We start from the raw sequence: 19559 nt of genomic DNA on the forward strand, positions 1-19559 counted from the left end.
AATCAGGCTCTTACTGCTTGGTTGTTAGAAAAAGTGTCTATAAAGCAAAGCACTATCGTACAAAATCGTTTGAAAAAGTAAACCTCTGCCGGGGGGATTTTCATCTTCATTGGTGCGATGGCGGCTGCGGAGTCATTTGACGAACCGGCATTTTTAAATGCAGGCATTGGTGTTAATATGCCGCGGCTAAGCACGAGTAAGGTATTGACCTGAGAAAAGGCATAAATACCTGAAATAACAATCACTAAATTATGGATGTTCATTAATATATGGTAAGTCTTGAAGCCTTGCATGCAGCCCTTGGCCGGGGTGAAAAAGTCAAATATCTTTATTTCTGGGGACATCAAAAGCCAAAGGCGGGCATTGGCAAGAGTTGTTTTAGCCAATGGTATCAGGCGCCTTTTGACGTTGACGGCAGGCACTATCCAACTGCGGAGCATTATATGATGGCCCGCAAGGCGCTGCTTTTTAAAGATCAAAGTGCGTTTGAAAAAATATTAGCGGCAGCGACCCCGGGAGAAGCTAAAAAATTAGGCCGTAATGTCATGGGGTTTGACGATAAAGTCTGGCAAAAGCAGCGTTTTGCTATTGTCGTGGAGGCTAATCTGGCTAAATTTAGCCAGCTACCAGAACTTAAAGCATTTCTACTTGATACCGGCGAGCGGGTGTTAGTGGAGGCAAGCCCGGTGGATAATATCTGGGGGGTAGGACTGGCCGCTGATGACATGGCTATTGAAGATCCCGCTAACTGGCAAGGGCTGAACCTGCTGGGATTTGCGTTAATGGCGGTGCGGGAACGGTTAAACAAAGAGCTAAGTTAACCGTTTGATTTTAATGATTAAATCTTGCTGTAATATGCTGTAATGTGTAAATAACAGGATCCGTCTACACTTGTTTTAAGTGGTCTTTATCTGCAAGTGCAGGTAAAAGCCAAAGAAAGCCACCCGCCAGGTTCAGTTACGTCAGATTCCCCGTTAGTCGGTTTTAACAACCGATTAGCGGGGTTTTTTGTTTAAGATATCACGGTTTTTTTCGTTGCGCCTTTATGCTGTTGTTGATCTTTGCTTAATGGCTGCGGGCCATTGTTTCTGGCCTTTTCACTGTGCTCGCAATAGGGGTAATTAGAGCAGCTATAAAAGTTGCCGTATCGTCCCGATCTGGCGGTTAATGTCCCTGTTTTACAGACCCGGCAATTTCTCTGGGCTAAAGGTGACCCGTTCTGGTCTTTACTTTCGGTACTCGTTGCAGATAAGGCATCGCTATTTGGGTTTTCTTTGTTTATCGGGTATTGATCTGTGATCAACTCCCGGATAAATTCACTGGGCCTTTGTTGGTCTGCCAGCAAATAAACATGATGTTTGCCCCGGGTCAGGGCGACATAAAATAACCGGCGTTCTTCGGCATGGGCCAGCCCTTGACTGTTATCGCCTTCGAGCGGCAACAAGGCATCTATCAGCAAAGGTTCATTTTTTTCCGCCGGGAAGCCGTGTTTTCCCTGCTGTAAGCCAAGAACCAGGACGATATCGGCTTCCATGCCTTTACTGGCATGGATACTCAGTGCCTTGATTGTCAGCGTTGGAAATTGCTGTGCCAGGGGTTTTAAAGCGCTGTTATCCGGCAGCAGGTGATGATAGCGCGCCAGCAGCAATACCGAGCATGGATTTTTTCTGTCAAGTTTTGACTGCGTTATGCTGATGTCTTTTAAGATATCGGTCAGCAGCCTTAACAGCTTGCTGTTTTGATCTTTAAGGTTTTCTCCGCCGGGAAGCCCTGTCAGCTGGGTCAGGGTGACCGCAGGCGTTGTCACCCTGTTAAAGGTCGTCAGGTTTTTCGTCAATTGCGCCGGGTTTTTGCTGACAAAGCGGCTGGCAATATCGCAGATGCTGTTATTAAAGCGGAATGTTTTATCCAGTGTGGTGGTGCAGGTGTGACCAAAATAGGCGGAAAAGTGCCGGGTTAAGCTGACGTCCGAGCCGGCAAAGCGGTATATGGCCTGCCAGTCGTCGCCGACACAAAACAAGGAAGCACCTTTGACGGCGTCGCGCAGCGCCTTGAGCAACTTGGCCCTGGGGGCTGAAATATCCTGAAACTCATCCACCATGATATAGCGCCAGGGAGAGGTAAACTGTCCCGACTGGATATAGGCGGTGGCCTTAGTGATCATATCGTCAAAGTCTATTTGCTGTTGCTTGGCCAGCATGGCCTGATAGGCCTGGTAAAGGGGAGCGAGTAGCTGCAAGGTTAAATCTACCTGGCAGGAGCCTCCTTTTGCTAACGCCTCGGGCTTGCCGCTGAAAAAGGCCTTTATTTGTCCTGCCAGGCTGTTTTTATCGAAGCCGCCTGCCTTATATAAGGTCAGTAGTCGGGACAATGAGCCGGCAAGGTTATCAAGGGCGCCAGTTTCTCTGAATTTTGTCAGTAGCGTTTGCTTATCTAACGGGGAAACAGGCACGGCACTTTTTTTAAGTTGTTGTTGCAGCTCGCGGGTTAATTTCCCCTCGGTTAATAAGCTTTCATCCAACTCTATTAACCGGGTATTGTCGCTCTTATGGAGTTGGCGTTGCCATAAAATATCTTGCCGATAACTTTTGTTATCAATAAAAGCCGGGGTCTCTTGTTTTTGGTTAAGGTGGCGAAATTCTATGGTGATAGCATATTCGGGTAAATAAAATGCCGGTTTATAAGGGCGAAAATCCGGTGTTTTAACAGCAGAAGCCGGGGTGCCATGGTTATTGTTAGCGCTACTTTTTGGGGAAAAGTAGGCTTGGCGGTAGTGATAGCTTATCCCCATTTTGTGTAAATAGTCGGCGATGAGCAGTTCGCCATAACTGTGAACCCTATCTCCTGCCACAGAGATAATATGATTATCCCTGAGATAGGCAATATGCCCGGCCAATGTGGTGAAATCAAAAGCACTGCACTTGGGATAGCGATAGCGTTCAAGATATCGTAATACCAGGGCCGGGTAGTCGCTATGGAGGTTTGGCTCGGTTAACATTTGATTGAGTTGCTGCTCCAGCCAAAGCTGTCTGGCGCTTTCATCCTGGGCCAATGGCGTTAACCCCGGCGCTTTTCCCTCTACTTTGGTAATAATGGTCTGGCCAAGGGCATGAAAAGTTGAACTGCTGATATCCGTTCTGCCCAGACGTTGTCTGATCCTCTCATCCATCTCTTTGGCGGCTTTATTGCCAAAAGCCAGCAATAATATTTCTGTGGCGCTGGCCTGATGACTGTTCAGTAAATAACCGGTGCGTCCCACCATCACACTGGTTTTTCCGGTCCCCGCGCCCGCCAGTACCAGGTTGTTGTGCTCATCTGAAATACAGGCAATTTGTTGCTGGGGGGTTAACGGGTTCGCTTCTATCTGTTGGAAAAAATCACCAAAGCGACTTTGCTGCGTTTTGATATATTCTTGCCGGTATTGCTGCAAGTCTTTTTCCGACCAGCGACTGAGGTGTTGCAGGCGTTTAAAGGCCTGCTCTTGTTCAGGGGTTAAGCCGTTTTTTGGCATAGTTTCCGGCCAGGGCTTTATCGCCGCCCGGGCAAGACTTTTGATGGTTAACCAGGTTTGTTGACGCAAATAACATTTTTCTTCCCCGGGATGTAATAACCGGTAACAGGCATTGGCGGCCTCTACCAGCTGCCGGCCATGGATACGGCACCAGGCCAGGGTTGCCTGCTCAAGCATTTGCTTTGCCTGTTTTTTCTCCAGCCAGCTAAAGCGATAAACCTGCTCTTTGTATTGCCATACCAGGGCGGCAAAGAAAAATCCGCGGTCAATCTCAGGCAGACCTGGCATTTCCTGCCAGTGAAAATGCTGTTCACAACCGCTTCGTGTATCGGTTAAGGCATGTTCACTGAGGTGTAGGTGGTGTTTATTTCTGGTCAGTAAATTGATCAGCCAGTAAGGCTTAATATTCAGGTTTAACTTCAAAAGGGGCTTACTCATTTTTATTATGGTTATCACTAAATGCCGCTTGGTTTATACCGTTAGCTAAGGGCGTTTTTTCTGGAAAATTATCAGCGAGCTTGATGGCTAATGCCCTGCATTTAACTCCGGCAGTGTATGATATTTTTATTATCCAATACAAGATTTTGCCGAGAAAGGTTGATTATGGACTTCAATGTGTAAGTCATGATGTTGTCTTGCCCTGAATATTTTCTTTGTTGTCTCTTGATGCTGTTAAGCTGCTGTGCCGAGCGTGTCTGCTCAGGTGGCCGTTTGACTTAATATCGGTAGAATTATCCCGAGAAAAGCGTTTAATTTCCTTTTGGTTTCACTTATCTTTGACTTTCATTGCGCACTTGCAACAACAGCGGAGATTAACTTGGGTTATTTTAGTATTAGCCGCATACATACGTCTTTGGGCATTTTTCGTTTAACCGGGCATTGGCGGTGTCAAAGTTATGCGGTGGAAGGTATCAGGGTGGAGACCCTTGATATTTTAGGCACAGACGGCTGGTTGGCGTTAGCGCTGGAAAAGGAGGCTGTTAAAACGCTGATCGGGGAGTTAACCTCTGAACTCCTGGCTCACTTGCTGGAAAAAGAGCAGGTCTGCGCTGATAGCCGGCAGACCTGAAAACTTTAGTTTATATGAGGCTTAGCAAACCAAGGGCGTTTACAAAGAGCCGATAAATTTAAGCAGCGCCGTTTTATCGTCGCTACTGAGGTTTTGATAAGCGTTAGCTGAGGCTTCAGCTTCCCCGCCATGCCAGCGGATGGCTTCATCCAGGCTGCGGGCCCGGCCATCATGCAGGTAGCCGTGGGCCGGGGTACAGGTTTCATTGCCGTCAAGGCCAAAAGCAACGCCGCCGGGCTCACCGGTAACGCCGCCGGTGACACAGGCGCTTAAGCCCACACCCCATAAAGGCGCGGTGCGCCATTCGGCTCCGCTTGCCAAGCCTTCTCCCAGATTATCGGCAAGGCCCGGCCCCATATCGTGGAGCAGCATATCTGTGTACGGGTAGATGGTTTGGTTGCGTAACTCTGCCAATGGGTGAAACTCACTGGTTTGAAAACTCTCGATATGGCAACTATTACAGCCGCTGCTATTAAACAGCTGCTTGCCGCGGAGGACTTCGCTGTCATTATAATCCCGCTGGGATCTCACCCCCAAAAGAGAAATATATTTCACCAAATTATCCAGGTGTTCATCGGCCAACGGGCTGTTGCTGGCGCAATCGTTTTGCTCTGTTCCGCAATCCGGCGCAGGCAATACTGAGGTCATCACCCCCATATCGGTATTTAATGCCGCCGATACCTGGTGTTTGATACTGGCGGTCGCCGCCTTATAGCCAAAACGGCCTAAGCGGGTCTCTCCGGTGACAGGGTCAGCTACTTTTGCGGCTTTGCCCGAAATACCGTCGCCATTGCTGTCATTTTCATCCGCCAGGGCAAGAATACTGGTTTCGGATATGGCCTCAAGCAGGCCCAAACCGTTTAATTGCGGCGTGATGCGTGCTGAAAACTGTTGTGGGCTAATGCCGCTAAATTGATAGTTGGGGGAGCGCAGGCCGTTTTCTTCTGTCCAGGAGGTTATTGAAGCTAATCCTTCGCTGCCGGCATTGCCCCGGGCCTGTCCCTGCAATACCCGGCCTAAATTCGGGTGAGGATTGCCATTACCATCTCCGACTTTAAATACCCATTTATCCAGGGGCGCCCCCAATCCGGCAGGTACGGCGCGGCCGTTGCGTACATGGCAGCTGGTGCAGCGCTCATTGATATAATGGCTGCCGGCTAAACCTGTGACTTCGGCGAATACGCCATTTTCTTCATGTTCATCATGGCTGCCGTCAACAAAGGAGCTGTGATGGACACGGCGTCCCAGTACCCAGGGCTGGCCATTGTCATAAGAGAGGTTGGTGGCCATTTGCTGGAAGTGGCCGTCGGGCTCGGCGGTCATTTGCACATGCAAACTGGTATCGCCGCCGGCGCGGGCGGACTCGGGCACCGGAATTGAGTCACGCTGGAACAGGTTGCCGCCGACAAAAGCTTCTTTGTCGGTAACATCCCAGGGCACTATGCCGGTACCTACGATATATAAATAGGTGGTGCCGTAATAGTTGGAGCGGCCTCTTGCCAGGGTCGAAGCGTCGAGGAACTGGCTGATCTCAAACTCAAGTTTATCGCCGATTTGAATGTTGCGATTTTCCCGGCAGTTCCAGCTGCTTTCTTTAACATAGTTGCGGTTATCCTGGGTTGCCATGACGCCGTTGCCGCAATACTCCGCCAGGGTATTATTGCCCAGGTACCACCAGCGGTTTTCCGCCTGTTGATCGTCGAGTTTGTTTAAGGTTTTCACCTTCATTTCGATACCGGAGCCGCCTTTGGCAACATAATCGATGATCTCGATGGCGGCGGTGCGGTCTTCCCAGTAAAAACTGAGGAAGTGATCATAGGCCTGGAAGTGGTTTTCTTTGGCGTGGCGATCCCGTGCCCGGTCGGAAAACCGGGTGACCAGGGCATCGCCGCGGTCAAAAGTGATGGCATCCGCCAGCGGCGTCGTTTCATCGTACAAGGGGACAATATTCCCCAGTGCCTGGCCATAACTTACCGTCCACCAGAGGTTATTGAGGCCGTGACCGTTTGTTTGTCCCGCTTGAGTATCGCCGCTGTAAAAATAAAGCGGTTTGCCCTGATAGGCCAGCTGTAAAGTGCCGTCTCCCCGGTCCACTGTGCTCAGGTCATTGACGCCGGAGGCAACACCATCGGTAACCAGTAGCGGCGGCCAGGCCAGGGCGCAGTCGTCAAAGCAGCTGCTCTGGCCACTGATATCGTTATCAAAGCTGTATAAGGCAAAGCCGGGGGCAGGGGAGTCCAAGCCTCCCACCAGCAGGCCATTGGCGCTGGTGATTTCCTGGTGAGCCGGTGAAGAAAGCGGGCAGCCGTTATTATCTACCTGGCTTCCCTGCGGGGTATCGGCGCATAAGTCCCGGCTGTCGGGGATCCCGTCGCCGTCGCTGTCGGCATCAGGGTTATCTGGATTGTCTGGTTCATCCGGGTTTGATGATACCAGGTAAGTGGGTTGGGGCGGGGTATCTATGGCGCCCGTGGGGGTGTTATAGGTAAACCAGTAATCTATGCTGTCCCCCTGGCTAAGGCCTTCAAGGGTATACACCTTAGTATCGCCGGCGGCAACCATAGTGACATTTTGCTGGACGCTGTTATTCACCTGGTAGTGCACGATTGCCCAGTCGCTGGTATTGACATAAAAGCTGACTGAAGTGCCGCTGGGCTGCCCGATGCCAAAATCATCTGGTGGCGATGTGCTTACCGGGCAACCCGAGCTGTCAACCTGGGTACCGGCGGGCGTATTTGGGCATAAATCATTGCTATCTGATACGCCGTCGCCGTCGCTGTCTGTCGGGGTACTGTTTGACAGGGTATAGCGGGGCTGCGCCGGGGTATCCAGGGCGCCGGTTGGCGTGTTATAGGTAAAGAAATAGTCAAGGAAGTCGCCCGGGTTTAAGCCGGTGACTGTGTATTCATTGCGTGTACCTGTTTGTGTCATAGTTACATTCAACTGGCCACCACCGTTGACCTGGTAATGCACGATTGCCCAGTCGCTGGTATTAACATAGAAGGTAACGGAATCGCTAACGGTTTGGCTAATACCAAACTCATTTTGCACCAGGGGGCAGCCGCTGGCATCTACCTGGGTACCCGGTGGCGTATCCGGGCAAAGATCTAAGTTGTCGGTGACGCCGTCATTATCGCTGTCTGTTGGTGTTAACGGGCAACCGTTGGCATCTACCTGGGTACCTGCTGGTGTATCCGGGCAAAGATCCTGGCCATCGGCAACGCCGTCATTATCGCTGTCTGTTGCTGTTAACGGGCAGCCGCTGGCATCTACCTGGGTGCCTGCTGGCGTATCCGGGCAAAGATCTAAGTTATCGGTGATGCCGTCATTATCGCTGTCTGCTGCTGTTAACGGGCAGCCGTTGGCATCAACGGCGGCATTTTCCGGGGTATTAGGGCAAAGGTCTAAATCATCTATGATACCGTCGTTATCGCTATCTGTTGCCGTTAGCGGGCAGCCATTGCCGTCCACCTGGGTGTTGGCGGGGGTATCCGGGCAGAGATCTAAGGGATCGGCGATACCGTCATTATCCGAGTCTGCGATTGCGACGCCCGGTCCCTGGTTCATCGATCTTGCAGGTACAACTAAACCCATGCCATCGCTAAAGAGTAGGGTTTTATCGCTATTTGTAGCGTTATAGGCAACATAGGTTTTCACGCCGTTCTTATTGAACACTAACCCTAAGCTGTGCCCCACTGGGCGTATGCTGAAATCCGGTTGTCCCAAAAGTTGCAGGGTTTTAATATGGTGATAGGTATGGGCCCTGGACTCGCCAAATTCGATGCCCAGTGCCGGGTCTATACCGTTCACCGGGTCATCGCTGATATTGGTGGATTTCCAGCGGGCAAGGGCGGCATCGGGATCGGCAAAAGCCAGGTATTCGCTGAGTAAATCCTGCCAGCGGTCTCGAAATTGCTCCTTGTTGAATTGTCCGCCGTCGCCGTCCCACAGCTGGTATTCGCTCCAGATGGCATCGAAATTTTGCTGCACAAAGTTCGGGTTTTCACCTAAATACATGGAAGCGGCGGTAATAGGTAAAAAGTTGATGGCATGGGTCTGGATAGGATCTTCCGTCCACCAGGTGCTGTGATCATAACCACCGCCCCAGACTCGGGAAGCTTCTATGTTGGGGTAATCTTTATGGCCGATATCGCCATAGAGGTTAAACCAGTAACTGTTGGCGGCTTCTATTTCATGGGTATAGAGGTAGATCCCCAGATCACGGATGCTTTTATCCCCGGTGGCTTCCCCCCAGAGAATTAAACCGGCCCAGGCGTTAATGCCTTCCGAGGAAGCTTCGTTATTGTTGCCGCCGGCCCAGACGCCGTCGGGGTTGTGGGGCACGGTACCGGACGCCCAGGAATGCCCTTCATAGATATCAAAATTACGTAAAAACGGATAACGGCTGCTGTTTCTGTCATAACCTGCAATATCATTGATCAGCTCTTTGACCATACCGCCCCAGTTTTCATCTTGGGCCCAAACGGGATCGCGCAGGGCAATCTGCGCAGCGGCATTTATCCAGTAGCCGTAATGAAAATGATGGTCGTTAAGATCATTGTCTGAGCCATAACTTGCCGGATAACCGATCAAGGTGCCGTAGTCCTGATTGTAATAAAAATAATTATCCGGAGTCGGCTTATTGCCGTCAAACCAATATTCTAGCTGGCCTTGTAAACTATCCAGCATATCTGTGGTCATGGGGGCTACTTCACTGTCGTTGTCATCGAGCATATCGGCAATGCCGATCAAACCGGATAAGCGATTGAGGTTTTTCCCCATCCAGTAAGTGTCATAACCGCTGTTACCGCCATCAGCGCCCGGTTGGATAAACTTGGGGGTTAATGACGCGCCGTAGCCATAATAATCCGCCAGGTGTTGGGTGACCTCACTCACCGCAGCGGCATCCGGCAGATCAGGCATCCGGGGTAAAATGCCATGGTAGTCCATCACGGTAGTGAAACTGCTGCCGGCGACAAGCTTCATGATGCCGCGAATACTTTCATATTGGTCGCCTGTGGTGTTGCCGCTGAGATTACGCCACTGGTGGGGGTAGAGCGCCATCAGAGTACCGCTATTGTTGCCTTCGCTTTTGGCTGTGGTCGTTACCTGATATTGGGTGCTCACCTGGCCGGTACTGTCGCTTACCGACCAGGAAACCCGGGTATCGGTAACAAAGTTATAGGCTTTGTCGGCAAAGGCTAAGAAAGTGGCGTTGGTGTCATCGGGCAGGCCGGCGACGGTGAAGTAATTTTTGCCCTCAGGCAGGTTAGCGCTGATTTGTGTGGCAGAAATGCTCCAGCTGGTGCCCAAAGGCGCAAATAAACCATAATGGTTATACTGGTTTGCTACCGGATCCCATATCCGGATATGGAGCTGATGGCCGTTATTGCTGACGACATTCATGCTGGTGCCGCGCTTTAGGCTTACCACAGGTTCGCTATCGGTAAATTCAAAAAAAGCATAGGGCAGGCCATGGCCTATGGTGGCCTTCATTGCCTTGTTGCCATTGGCCATCACCAGATCATAACTCCAATCGGTGATCTTATCCGCCCTGGCATCGTTTGGTGCGAAGGTTGACGGTTTTACCACTAAATCGACATTGCCATCATGCATGCGCCTGACGGAAGTTTCGCCCATGTTATCAACGCTGCCGATGGAGAGCGGCGGCAGGCTGATCTCCAGGCCTTCATTAGTGGCTTTAAAGCTTAACGGGTGGGCATAAAGTGATTTGGAGAAGGGATCCATGATCAAGCTAGATGCCCAGTCGTTGGTGGGAATAGGGCCGGTGAAGTTTGCCGTTAAATAGGGATTTGCCGGTGTTGTCCTGCTTGAGCGGGCAAAAGGGCCCTGCCAGTCAAAGAGTTGCTCGCCGACGGCTTCGAGACTGACTGCGCCGGCGCCGATTTGCTCGGTTGGCCAGTCAGCAGCCTGAGCGGGGGCTATCAGGGTGGTCAGGGTCAATAAGGTGGCGGACCACCCGGGGCGTATCAACCTCATCGGCCGTCGCCATGGCCAAGAATTACTCGTTGTTTTCATTGCATTATTCCTTGTTGTAATTATTTTAGTGCTTTAGTTCTACTAGTGATGTAACCGCTAAGACTTATCATTGGCGCCGGGTTTCTTGTTGGCATAAATCCAATGTCTGAAAGAAATAAAACAAACTGTAAGCGTTTACATTTTTGTTTGAATAATTATCGAAAAAATTTTGGCTTTAGCTTATTTATTCCCAGTGTTCCGTTACCAGTAAAAAGTGCTCTCCTCATTAGCAGGAAAACTATAGACTAAAAAAAACACAAATGAAAGCGCTTACATTGTTGTGCTTTACAGTGAACAGCAATAACGCTTGTTGAGTTGGGCTTATACATGGATATTGAGGGGTTGTTCACTAAAGGGAAAATTAATTTGACGGTGATGCATTAAAGGTGCTGATGGCTTACTGGAACAGCAGTAAAAGCAAAGCAAAAGTGAAAGGCACCGACACGAATCCCTGGCGTTATGCGATTATTTCCTGCAAAACATAAGTGGATTAAGGGGTAGGTGCATGGGGGTTACTGACATCAGAAATCATGGAGTAAAAACCGCTATGATGCTGGTAGTGGCAGACGCGTTAGCGGGTCGTCATTTCTTGGAGGCCATTAAGTTTATACTTATTTTGGCCTGATACTCAGAGGAAAGTTACCCCGGTTGTTGGATAAAGTGAAATATTCACTTTTCATTGATAAATATATTGTGGCATGATCTAAACTGAACCTGTTTGAGAAAAAATCAGGGAAAGAGTCAATGCGTAAAGCATGTCCAAAACAATGAAATCAGCTTCAGCTGATCATAAGAGTTGAAAGATAATAATTGAGGTTTTATGAAGTTTATCAAAGTATCTGTTGCCGTTGCTACCCTCGTTTCATGCGCGGCCTTTACCGTAGTGGCTGAGCCTGCAAAGTCATTAAAGCACGCGAAAAAAGCCACTGAATTACGTCAGTCGGTATTTAGTTTATTGGGCAGCAATATGGGACCTTTAGGGGCCATGGCCCGCGGTAAAATGCCGATGGACCCGGTGGCCGTAGAAAAACATGCCATGCGCATCAATCAGTTGTCATTAATGATTGCCGATTACAGCAAAACAGATACTTCCGGTTTTAAAGTGGAAACCGAAGCTCTGGATAAAATCTGGAAACATGGCGACGATTATAACAAGCGTATTAACGACTTAACCCTGGCTTCAGCCAAATTGCAAAAAGTGGCCGCAGCGAAAGACAGCTCGGCAATTAAAGGGGCTATCGGTGGTGTCGGTAAAACTTGTGGCGGTTGCCATGATGACTTTAAAGCGGAATAAAACTTAGCTGCTCAGCTTTTTTATTATAGCGAGTTTGTAACCGCGAGCCTGTAAAATAAGAAATGCCGCAACCTGGCTTAAATTAGACTCGGGTTGCGGCATTTTTTTATCTGTTATGATTTGCTCAACCTTGGCAAGAACTAATAATAATACTCTGTTATCTCTGGGGCATTTAGCACCACCAGCCAGTATACAAAGGCCGCCGTGGCTATTACCACAACACAGGCCAGCAGCAGGCGAGAGCTGCTGATACCGTCTTCCGCTGAGACTTCCGGTGCAGACTTTTTCCCGGTGATCATAGGCACCACCAGGTTTTGCTTTTTCACCCGCCAGTAATAACCAATGGCCAACAGGTGCAGGCCAATGGACAGCCAGATATAGTTAAAAACGTTATGGTGCAGGGTATTCATTAGCTTTTCTGTTTCTGTATCCAGGCTGCCGTAATAGGGGCCGGAAGAAAAAACATCATCACTGATAAATAACCCGCTGATCGCTTGCAGCGATACCAGGGTGATCATGGCTAATACCATCAGGCTGCCGAGCGGGTTATGTCCGGGAGAGGGGCTTGCGGTGCCTTGCCTGATACTTTTAAGGTAATGAAAAAGTTTGACCGGTGAGGGCACAAAATGGGTAAACCTGGCATGTTTGGGACCGATAAAGCCCCAGCACACCCGAAAGACGAGTAAACCCAGGGCTAAATAGCCCAGTTGCATATGGTACTCAATGTATTCCCCTTCCTCGCCCGAGGTATACCAGGCGCCGAGCATGGTCAGGGCAAAGCTCCAGTGAAACAGGCGTACCGGCAGGTCCCAAATTAAATGTGTATTTGTCTGTGGCATAAATGTCCTAAGATTGGTTAACAGCATTGCGCTTAGGCGCGCTTTATTCGCGAGCAAATTCCGGCTATTTTAACGAATTTTTTCCAGTTGTGCATTTACTCTTGTGCTTACGGGGCCGGGCAGGGAGTTGATGCTGCTAAATATTGTCAGGCGGTTAACTTTATCGTTACTTTTTCTTGGGGTAAGCCGAGCCAGAATCCAGGTGGTATTGTTGCCATAAACGTTTTAATGAGCCATTGCTTTTTAACTGTTTTAACAAGAGGTTGAAGGCTTTGACGGTTATCGGGGAGTTTTTTCTGATCAGGGTATTATGGGTATAACGTTGGTCTAATTTATCCGAAATGAGGAATTTGTCTCTTATGTTTGGATGTCGGTAAAAATACTGCTGTAAATAAGAGCGGTTGATGACGGCAATATCGACTTTTTCGCTAAGCAATAAATCAATATTGGTCTGGTGGTTTTCAGATAAGATAATTTCAGAGTTTGCCGTTAATGTTACTTCATCTATGTTGTAGTCCAGGAAGCGGTAGTGATAACCGAGAATGCCGGCGATGATTTTATCCGTGATATTGTCAAAATACTTTTGTCCGCGTCCGGGTCTTTGCAGGGCAAGATAAATTTCTTCGCCGGTGAGGTAGACCTCGGAAATTTCCAGCGGAAAGTCTTGCCAGCCCCAGGATGAATTTTCAAAGAAAATGACATCGTACTTCTTAGCAATAAAGTCCTGGTAGCGGCGTTTTGCCGTGGTGAGGATAAAGTTAAACTGGTACTGGTCTTGTTGGCGGTTAAGGATTTCCAGCATCGTCAGGGTGATACCGCTGGCCTTGCCGTCAGTAACTTCGACAAAGGGGGGATAATAATAACCGCCGACATTTACTTGGATTTTAGCCGATAAATAGGGACTGAAAAAAAGCAATGCCAGGATAACCGCTATTGCCGGTTTACTGCTAGGTAAGTGCGTAAAGACCCGGTAAGTCATCAGTAAATAATAAACGAAGTAAGCTAGGTATGTTTAGTATAGGTACTGACAATAATTTTTGTTTTTTGCTGAGGCATCATTGTTTATATAGGGCTTTGTTTGCATTTAGTGTTGCTGTTAATTATTCACCACGGTATAGACTGCAGTATGAAAAGTTCCGCTATAAGGGGGATTATCGCGACATTAGGATTGGTAGCCAGTAGCGATAAAGGGTATGGATTGCAGTTAATACCGGGCGGGTCACTGACATAGCTGAAACTCTTATTGCCGTTGACTCGCCCGCCTTTTTGCTCCGTTTAAGCCATAGTCAATCTTACGTAGTTAACATTACTTCTTGCGGTTAAGCACTCTCCAGCACGCTTGCATCTCGCCTATTTTTTCCCGGTAGCCGATAACCTGATATTTGAGCCAATAGCATAGATGCCTGATACCTTCACTGGTGTGCTCCGTGATGCATTCGGGCTCGCGGGTAACCGCTGCAAATGCATCGAACAGGAAGGCGCATTCTTCACTGAATTTGCTAAAGTCGTCAGCAAGGTTGACAAAATCGCTCGACAGCTGTTCCCTTTTGATTGCATCCTCCGTCAGGGGTAACTTTGATTCAGACATGACAGCTTCCTCCCTTGCGACTTAACGGCGTATAGCTGTTGCCATAGACTGGCGGTGGAAACTTGGTTATGGGGGTTGGTATATTTTCTGTTAAAGAAACTTTAACCGAGTGAAACTCTGGCATATCATTAGGATTAGCCATGATGGATACTCCTAGTATCTGTTACGGTTAGCTGTCTCTGAGTGGTGGTGCACTTAGGGGCAGCGCTTGGTTTATCTGCAGGTTCTCTTCTTTAAACACCTCCGCTGACGGGGAATTCACCTGTTAGTGATAGTACAAAATATCGGAAAAATCAGGCTGGGTTGGCATTTAATGTTTATGCCAATTGCCCGTACTGTATCGATAGCAGTACGAAAAGTTCAACTGTATGAAATGTATGAATAAAAATGGAGGTTGTGACTTGTTACAGGGCAGTCACAGTCAACGCAAACATCACCCTGTAAAGCCAGATAATGAGGCTGAAAATCAGCCTCATACCCAAGTTAAGATTTAATTAGCCTGAGGCTTGTTTAAGTAAGCATCCCAGGACCAGGGGCTTAACTCAAAGATTTTGTCTGAGTTGGTGTTACCGTTTGCACAAACGTCTGCGAAACCGCTAATCACCACCGGTAATTTTTCACTGTAAGAACGTTGTAACATTTGGTACTGCTGAGCCATCACCGGGGATGACATATCCAGATCCCAGGTCATGGTGCTGCCGTCGACAATACAAGACTCAAAGGTGGAATAGTCTTTCATCACATCAAGACGCACATAGATGCCGTGATCGCCATTATCACCCGAGCGCAGGTGTATTTCACTGACTGTACCGTAAACGTCATTGGCGGCATAGGCATTAACTGAGGCCATAGCAGCTACTGCCAGGGCAATTCCTTTAAAATTCATTAAATTCTCCGTTGTTTTACTTATATAGGGAACTAAGCTTCCCTATTGGCCAATATAGTATAACGAGTGTATCACTTGGTTATCAATAGGTTGTAATGATGTGCAATTAATGTTAATTGTTTTTTGTGGTGGCTTATCAGACCTTGGGCAGGAATAGCAGTGCCTGGCTGTACTTTATTGATTTTTATAAATTATATCTATTTTCTTGTGGTAGATAAACCATGTACTTATTTTATAGATAATTACCGGGCTTGTAATACATGAACCCCATCGACGGGGTTCATTGATTAGCGGATAAAATCAAATTTTTACTTCATTACTAACCTGATTGTTCGCTGCCTTTTTGTGCTTTAACCCGGTATTTAAAGGTGCCTGAGCCGGGCACATTTTTAAAACTGGTGACATCGGCGGCAACCGTTGCCAGGGGGGGAGAAATCATAGGTTTTGATCTTGCCTTTACCGCTTTCCTGGCAAAGCGTAACATCACCACCAGATTGTTCACGTTGCCAAGCGGGGCAATGTTTTCCCTGCTACTTTGTTTACTGAGTCTTTCTGAGGTTTGTGCCTGCACCGCAGCAGAGGGTTTAAGTCTTTTAGACCGGGTTAGCCCGACCGACAATATGCGCAGATGCGACAAGACGACCGTCATTGGTTTTTTGTGCGTATTTATACCAACCCAGATGGTTGATCACGGTAAAACCGTTTCTATCTTCACTCCAGTGAAAATGTTCATCCCCTTTAATGCGTAACTCAACAACAGTTTCATTTTCATTTAACTTTATTATTTATATTTTGATGGTGGTCTGGGATTGATTCTCAGATTTTTTTGTTGGCCGATTTTGAAACCGGCATCGGAGCTTGAACACTCAGTTGCATACCTTAGTCTGGGAAAGCTGGTGACATTACGACAGCAAGTATAAACACGGAGCAGAAGGCAAATAGATTTTTATATGCTTGCCGTTATTTTATTTGCGGTGAACCTATGGCTATCAAGAAAAATGTTGGTTCATATCCTTTTTTCATGACAGGAAAATGAAGTTGGCACTTTTTTTCTTAAAAAACTGTCAATTAGGCAAACTTTTTTGGCTTGTTTCACTTTGTGTTTAACTAATTGTTTTTTCTAGTTTTTAGCGAGGTAGTGCCGGGTGTTGTTTGATGTTTAAACAGAAGGCGGTTAAAAATAATACTTGATCTGAATTCGACCTGAGATTATATCTAAGATTCGCCTCAGGAAGGCGTGCTAAAAAAATAAAATTATAAAGCATTATAAAATAAAGGAATGATCATGTTGATAGAAGCGAAGAAGACTCTCAACGGCAACAAGCTGAGCTGGGTGTTAAAAAGTGCAATTTTAGCAAGTGGTTTTGTCTCTGCTGCCGGTTATTGTCTGTCTGAAATTGAGAAGCCCGCCCGGGATGTTGGTATCCAGATTGTCGGCGGCAGTGTTACTGCTCCCTATTCAAAACCTTATCAGGTAGCCTTACTGCTTAACGGCCAACAGGGCTGTGGTGGTACCTTGATCAGCAGTGAGTGGGTGTTAACGGCAGCCCATTGTTTAGGCCAGGTTTCAACCAATACCCTGACGGTAAAAGTTGGCGCTCACAGTCTCAGGGCCAATGACGGCGATACCCATAGGGTAAGCCAGATCATTACCCATGAAAACTGGCGCTCCGGCGGTTACCAAACCGGTTATGATATCGGCTTATTACGCTTGGCAACGCCTGCTGACAACCGGTATACCCCGGCAAAACTGCCTACGGCGGCGATTGAAAGTCAATATGCCGGTGTTGGCAGTTATGTGACGGTTTCCGGTTGGGGATTGACCAGCAATAACGGCAGTCCGAGTGATGTCTTAAGAGAAGTGCCCTTACCGGTATTGTCAAATGCCAGCTGTAGCAGCCAGCTGCAGTCTAATGTGCCAAATTCGGTGATCTGTGGTGGCGGTCCTAACGGTACTTCGGCGTGTAATGGCGACAGTGGCGGTCCGTTTGCGGTTAACGTCAATGGCGATGTTTACAACATAGGCACCGTGAGCTGGGGCCGGTCATGTCAGGGAGCAACGGCGTTCACCCGTACCAGCAGTTATACCGACTGGATCGAGCGTAAAACCGGCATCACCGCAGGCCCAGGCGGCGATGAAAAACCGGTGGCAAGATTTAGCAGCATGGTAGCGGGCAATAATGTCAGCTTCAGTAATGGCTCAACGGACGATAGAGGCATAGAGAGTTATTCCTGGGACTTTGGTGATGGTTCGCAAGGGTCAAGTGCTTACGAGCCAAGCCACTATTATGCCCAGGATGGCGACTATATCGTGACCTTGACGGTAACCGATACTAAAGGACAAACGGGAACAACTTCCAACCTGGTTAAAATAGGCAGTGTTGATGCTGGCTGTGATGGTCTCTCGGCGTGGAATAGCGCGACTATTTATGCGCTAAACGATGTTGTCAGTTACCATAACAGAAAATATCAGGCTATTTGGTGGTCTGCCGGCGCGCAACCGGATATTTTCAGCAATGTTTGGAGAGATTTAGGGGCATGTACCGACAGGTAGTAAAGCCTGGGTAATTAAGTACCGCTATTTTGTTTACCATTAAACTCCTTCTATTGATGATTTTGATGAAATAGCGGTTTTTACTTAACACTTTAATGTTATTGGTCATATATTTATGCCCGTGAATACTTGCTTCCTTAAGTAAACCGTGAGCCGGGTTGTAGCGTATTCACCGGGCAGGAAGTAAAACCTTCAAGTAATACTTTTAGTCAAACAGGGGAGCCCGGATGTGCTCCTTTGTTTTTTTCAGTCTGGTTTAGACTGCTTAATACAGGGGGAATTTCCTTTAATATCATCAGCTATGATACAGTAGCTGATAAAAATGAAGCAGCGTCATTTATTACGTTACCAATAAAAAGCTACGCCACTAATAAAAACTATGCCATTAAAAAAAGAAGATATTGTTGCCCTGGGCCGTACAGGGGAAAATTTAAAAAATGTATTGCGTCATTTAATTGCCAAGTTCCCACAAGCAGCACAATCGATTTCAGGTATGTCTGCCTGGCTCGATTATAATCGTTCGAATTGCCAGAGACTGTTAAATGCCATACAAAAAAGTGAGAATGGCCAGCAGGTATTGTGTTTATTGCCGGGAATTTCGGGATTAGAAGAATTCATCACTAAGGTCTCAGGCCGGCTGCAGGAAGCGCAGTTAATGCTTGAAGCCGAAAAAGCCGTTCAGCTTTTTAACCAGCAGATCAAATTATATGCCCGCAGTCACGCCGAGCTTAAACGCTTATTGACTGATGCCGACAGCAGCGGCGATGAAAATAACCAAGCTTTAACGGCAGAAAATAAAAGAAAGCAGCATTTTCTCAGCTCGAAACAGCTTTTAGACTCATCAGTCGATACCTTGTTTGCCTGCCATGTGTTAACGGAAAACAGTTTTGATAAAGAGTTTCTGCAGGAAGTGGCGCTGGTATCGAAAAGGGGCATTACCCGCAGCAAAGAAGCGCCGCCTTTTGTGCAGTTTTACACCCATCCCAACCCTGAGGGATTTACCGCGCCGGATCAGATCTCTGCCGATTCACGCATTGAAAACAATCAATTTCGTATCGGTATTATTGAGGAGTTTTCCGATCCTGCCCTCAGTGATGCCTACTCCAGTTATTCCGCCAGCAACTCCGCCATTGTCTTTAATGACGTCAATGAAGGTGGTCCTTTTGATGCCAGTTTTTTATTTACCAACCCCGATGAACTGGCGAATCCTTTAGTGCACCAAAGCCAATGCAGCTCCACCAGTATCAGTATTAAAAACCCTACCGAAAAACTGGTGATGATGGTGTTTTTAGATAAAAAACTCGATATGCGCAGCTCGGTTAATGTTGGTTGCTACCAGGGGAATCAAAAGGTTGAAGAAGGCAAGCTTAGGGCGGATGAATTGTGGACCGAGCGTCTGGCGGAGTTTCCCGAGTTAAATGTTTTACATGCCTCATCGCCGCGGGCGAGAAATGTCGCCGGTTTAGATATCGGTGAAATGAGTGATTACCTGTTTAATTTTGCCGGGCTTAATAAGGATGATTTTGTCTGTTATATGATGGAAGTTAATTATCCTGTCTGGTCCTCTACCTATCGTATCTACTTTGAACATAGTTAGTCAAAACTGAACACTCTCCCGGGCCGGCGCTTTACCCGGGGGAGCACAGCTGGCATAACTTTTTGCTAAAACTCTGTTTATCATTTGCGGTTTTTAGTGTCTTTTTATCAACCCCATTTATCAGCTCTTCGCTCTGAAATGAGCCGGTATTCGTTATTTCCGCACCGATTTTGTCTTTGCGC

The 19559-nt window shown here is 47.8% G+C and carries 13 protein-coding genes; 5 read left to right on the forward strand and 8 right to left on the reverse strand.

Translation table 11 applies throughout. The annotated features are described in order from the left end of the window. Positions 1-2 precede the first annotated feature (2 nt). Positions 3-386: a hypothetical protein gene (locus QL234_RS06655; protein ID WP_281557786.1), complete on the reverse strand. Its 384-nt coding sequence runs from the start codon at positions 384-386 to the stop codon at positions 3-5. Between QL234_RS06655 and QL234_RS06660 the strand changes: the two genes are divergently transcribed. Beyond that, a complete protein-coding gene (locus QL234_RS06660) occupies positions 270-821 on the forward strand; it encodes an NADAR family protein (protein WP_281557063.1) in 552 nt (183 codons plus the stop codon). The genes QL234_RS06655 and QL234_RS06660 overlap by 117 nt on opposite strands. A gap of 191 nt (positions 822-1012) precedes the next feature. Here QL234_RS06660 and QL234_RS06665 read toward each other — a convergent pair whose 3' ends face one another. Beyond that, a complete protein-coding gene (locus QL234_RS06665) occupies positions 1013-3934 on the reverse strand; it encodes a UvrD-helicase domain-containing protein (protein ID WP_281557064.1) in 2922 nt (973 codons plus the stop codon). 394 nt (positions 3935-4328) lie between these two features. Between QL234_RS06665 and QL234_RS06670 the strand changes: the two genes are divergently transcribed. Continuing rightward, entirely contained in the window at positions 4329-4580 is a 252-nt protein-coding gene (locus QL234_RS06670) for a hypothetical protein (protein ID WP_281557065.1), read from the forward strand. Positions 4581-4619: 39 nt separating this feature from the next. Here QL234_RS06670 and QL234_RS06675 read toward each other — a convergent pair whose 3' ends face one another. Continuing rightward, a complete protein-coding gene (locus QL234_RS06675) occupies positions 4620-10580 on the reverse strand; it encodes a di-heme oxidoredictase family protein (RefSeq protein ID WP_281557066.1) in 5961 nt (1986 codons plus the stop codon). Positions 10581-11439: 859 nt separating this feature from the next. Here QL234_RS06675 and QL234_RS06680 point away from each other — a divergent pair. Then, on the forward strand, positions 11440-11913 hold the full coding sequence (locus tag QL234_RS06680; RefSeq protein WP_281557067.1) for a cytochrome c: 474 nt from the start codon (positions 11440-11442) through the stop codon (positions 11911-11913). A 140-nt stretch (positions 11914-12053) separates the two neighbouring features. Here QL234_RS06680 and QL234_RS06685 read toward each other — a convergent pair whose 3' ends face one another. From QL234_RS06685 to QL234_RS06705, 5 genes are all read right to left on the reverse strand, one after another. Beyond that, a complete protein-coding gene (locus tag QL234_RS06685) occupies positions 12054-12752 on the reverse strand; it encodes a cytochrome b/b6 domain-containing protein (RefSeq protein ID WP_281557068.1) in 699 nt (232 codons plus the stop codon). A gap of 166 nt (positions 12753-12918) precedes the next feature. Then, positions 12919-13731 (reverse strand): transporter substrate-binding domain-containing protein, encoded by an 813-nt coding sequence (locus QL234_RS06690; RefSeq protein WP_281557069.1) that lies wholly within the window; start codon positions 13729-13731, stop codon positions 12919-12921. Positions 13732-14058: 327 nt separating this feature from the next. Further along, complete coding sequence (locus QL234_RS06695; protein ID WP_281557070.1) at positions 14059-14340, reverse strand: hypothetical protein; 282 nt, start codon at positions 14338-14340, stop codon at positions 14059-14061. Between the two features lie 490 nt (positions 14341-14830). Continuing rightward, positions 14831-15226, reverse strand: coding sequence for a hypothetical protein (locus tag QL234_RS06700; RefSeq protein WP_281557071.1), 396 nt, complete (start codon positions 15224-15226; stop codon positions 14831-14833). A 319-nt stretch (positions 15227-15545) separates the two neighbouring features. Next, positions 15546-15875, reverse strand: a complete 330-nt coding sequence (locus tag QL234_RS06705; RefSeq protein WP_281557072.1) for a hypothetical protein — start codon at positions 15873-15875, stop codon at positions 15546-15548. 636 nt (positions 15876-16511) lie between these two features. On the opposite strand from QL234_RS06705, the gene QL234_RS06710 reads away from it, so the two are divergent. Beyond that, entirely contained in the window at positions 16512-17780 is a 1269-nt protein-coding gene (locus QL234_RS06710) for a trypsin-like serine protease (protein WP_281557073.1), read from the forward strand. 379 nt (positions 17781-18159) lie between these two features. Further along, on the forward strand, positions 18160-19377 hold the full coding sequence (locus QL234_RS06715; RefSeq protein ID WP_281557074.1) for a hypothetical protein: 1218 nt from the start codon (positions 18160-18162) through the stop codon (positions 19375-19377). The last annotated feature ends 182 nt before the right edge of the window (positions 19378-19559 follow it).

Origin of the sequence: Thalassomonas sp. RHCl1, assembly GCF_947387555.1 — a bacterium.
Lineage (GTDB): Bacteria > Pseudomonadota > Gammaproteobacteria > Enterobacterales > Alteromonadaceae > Thalassomonas.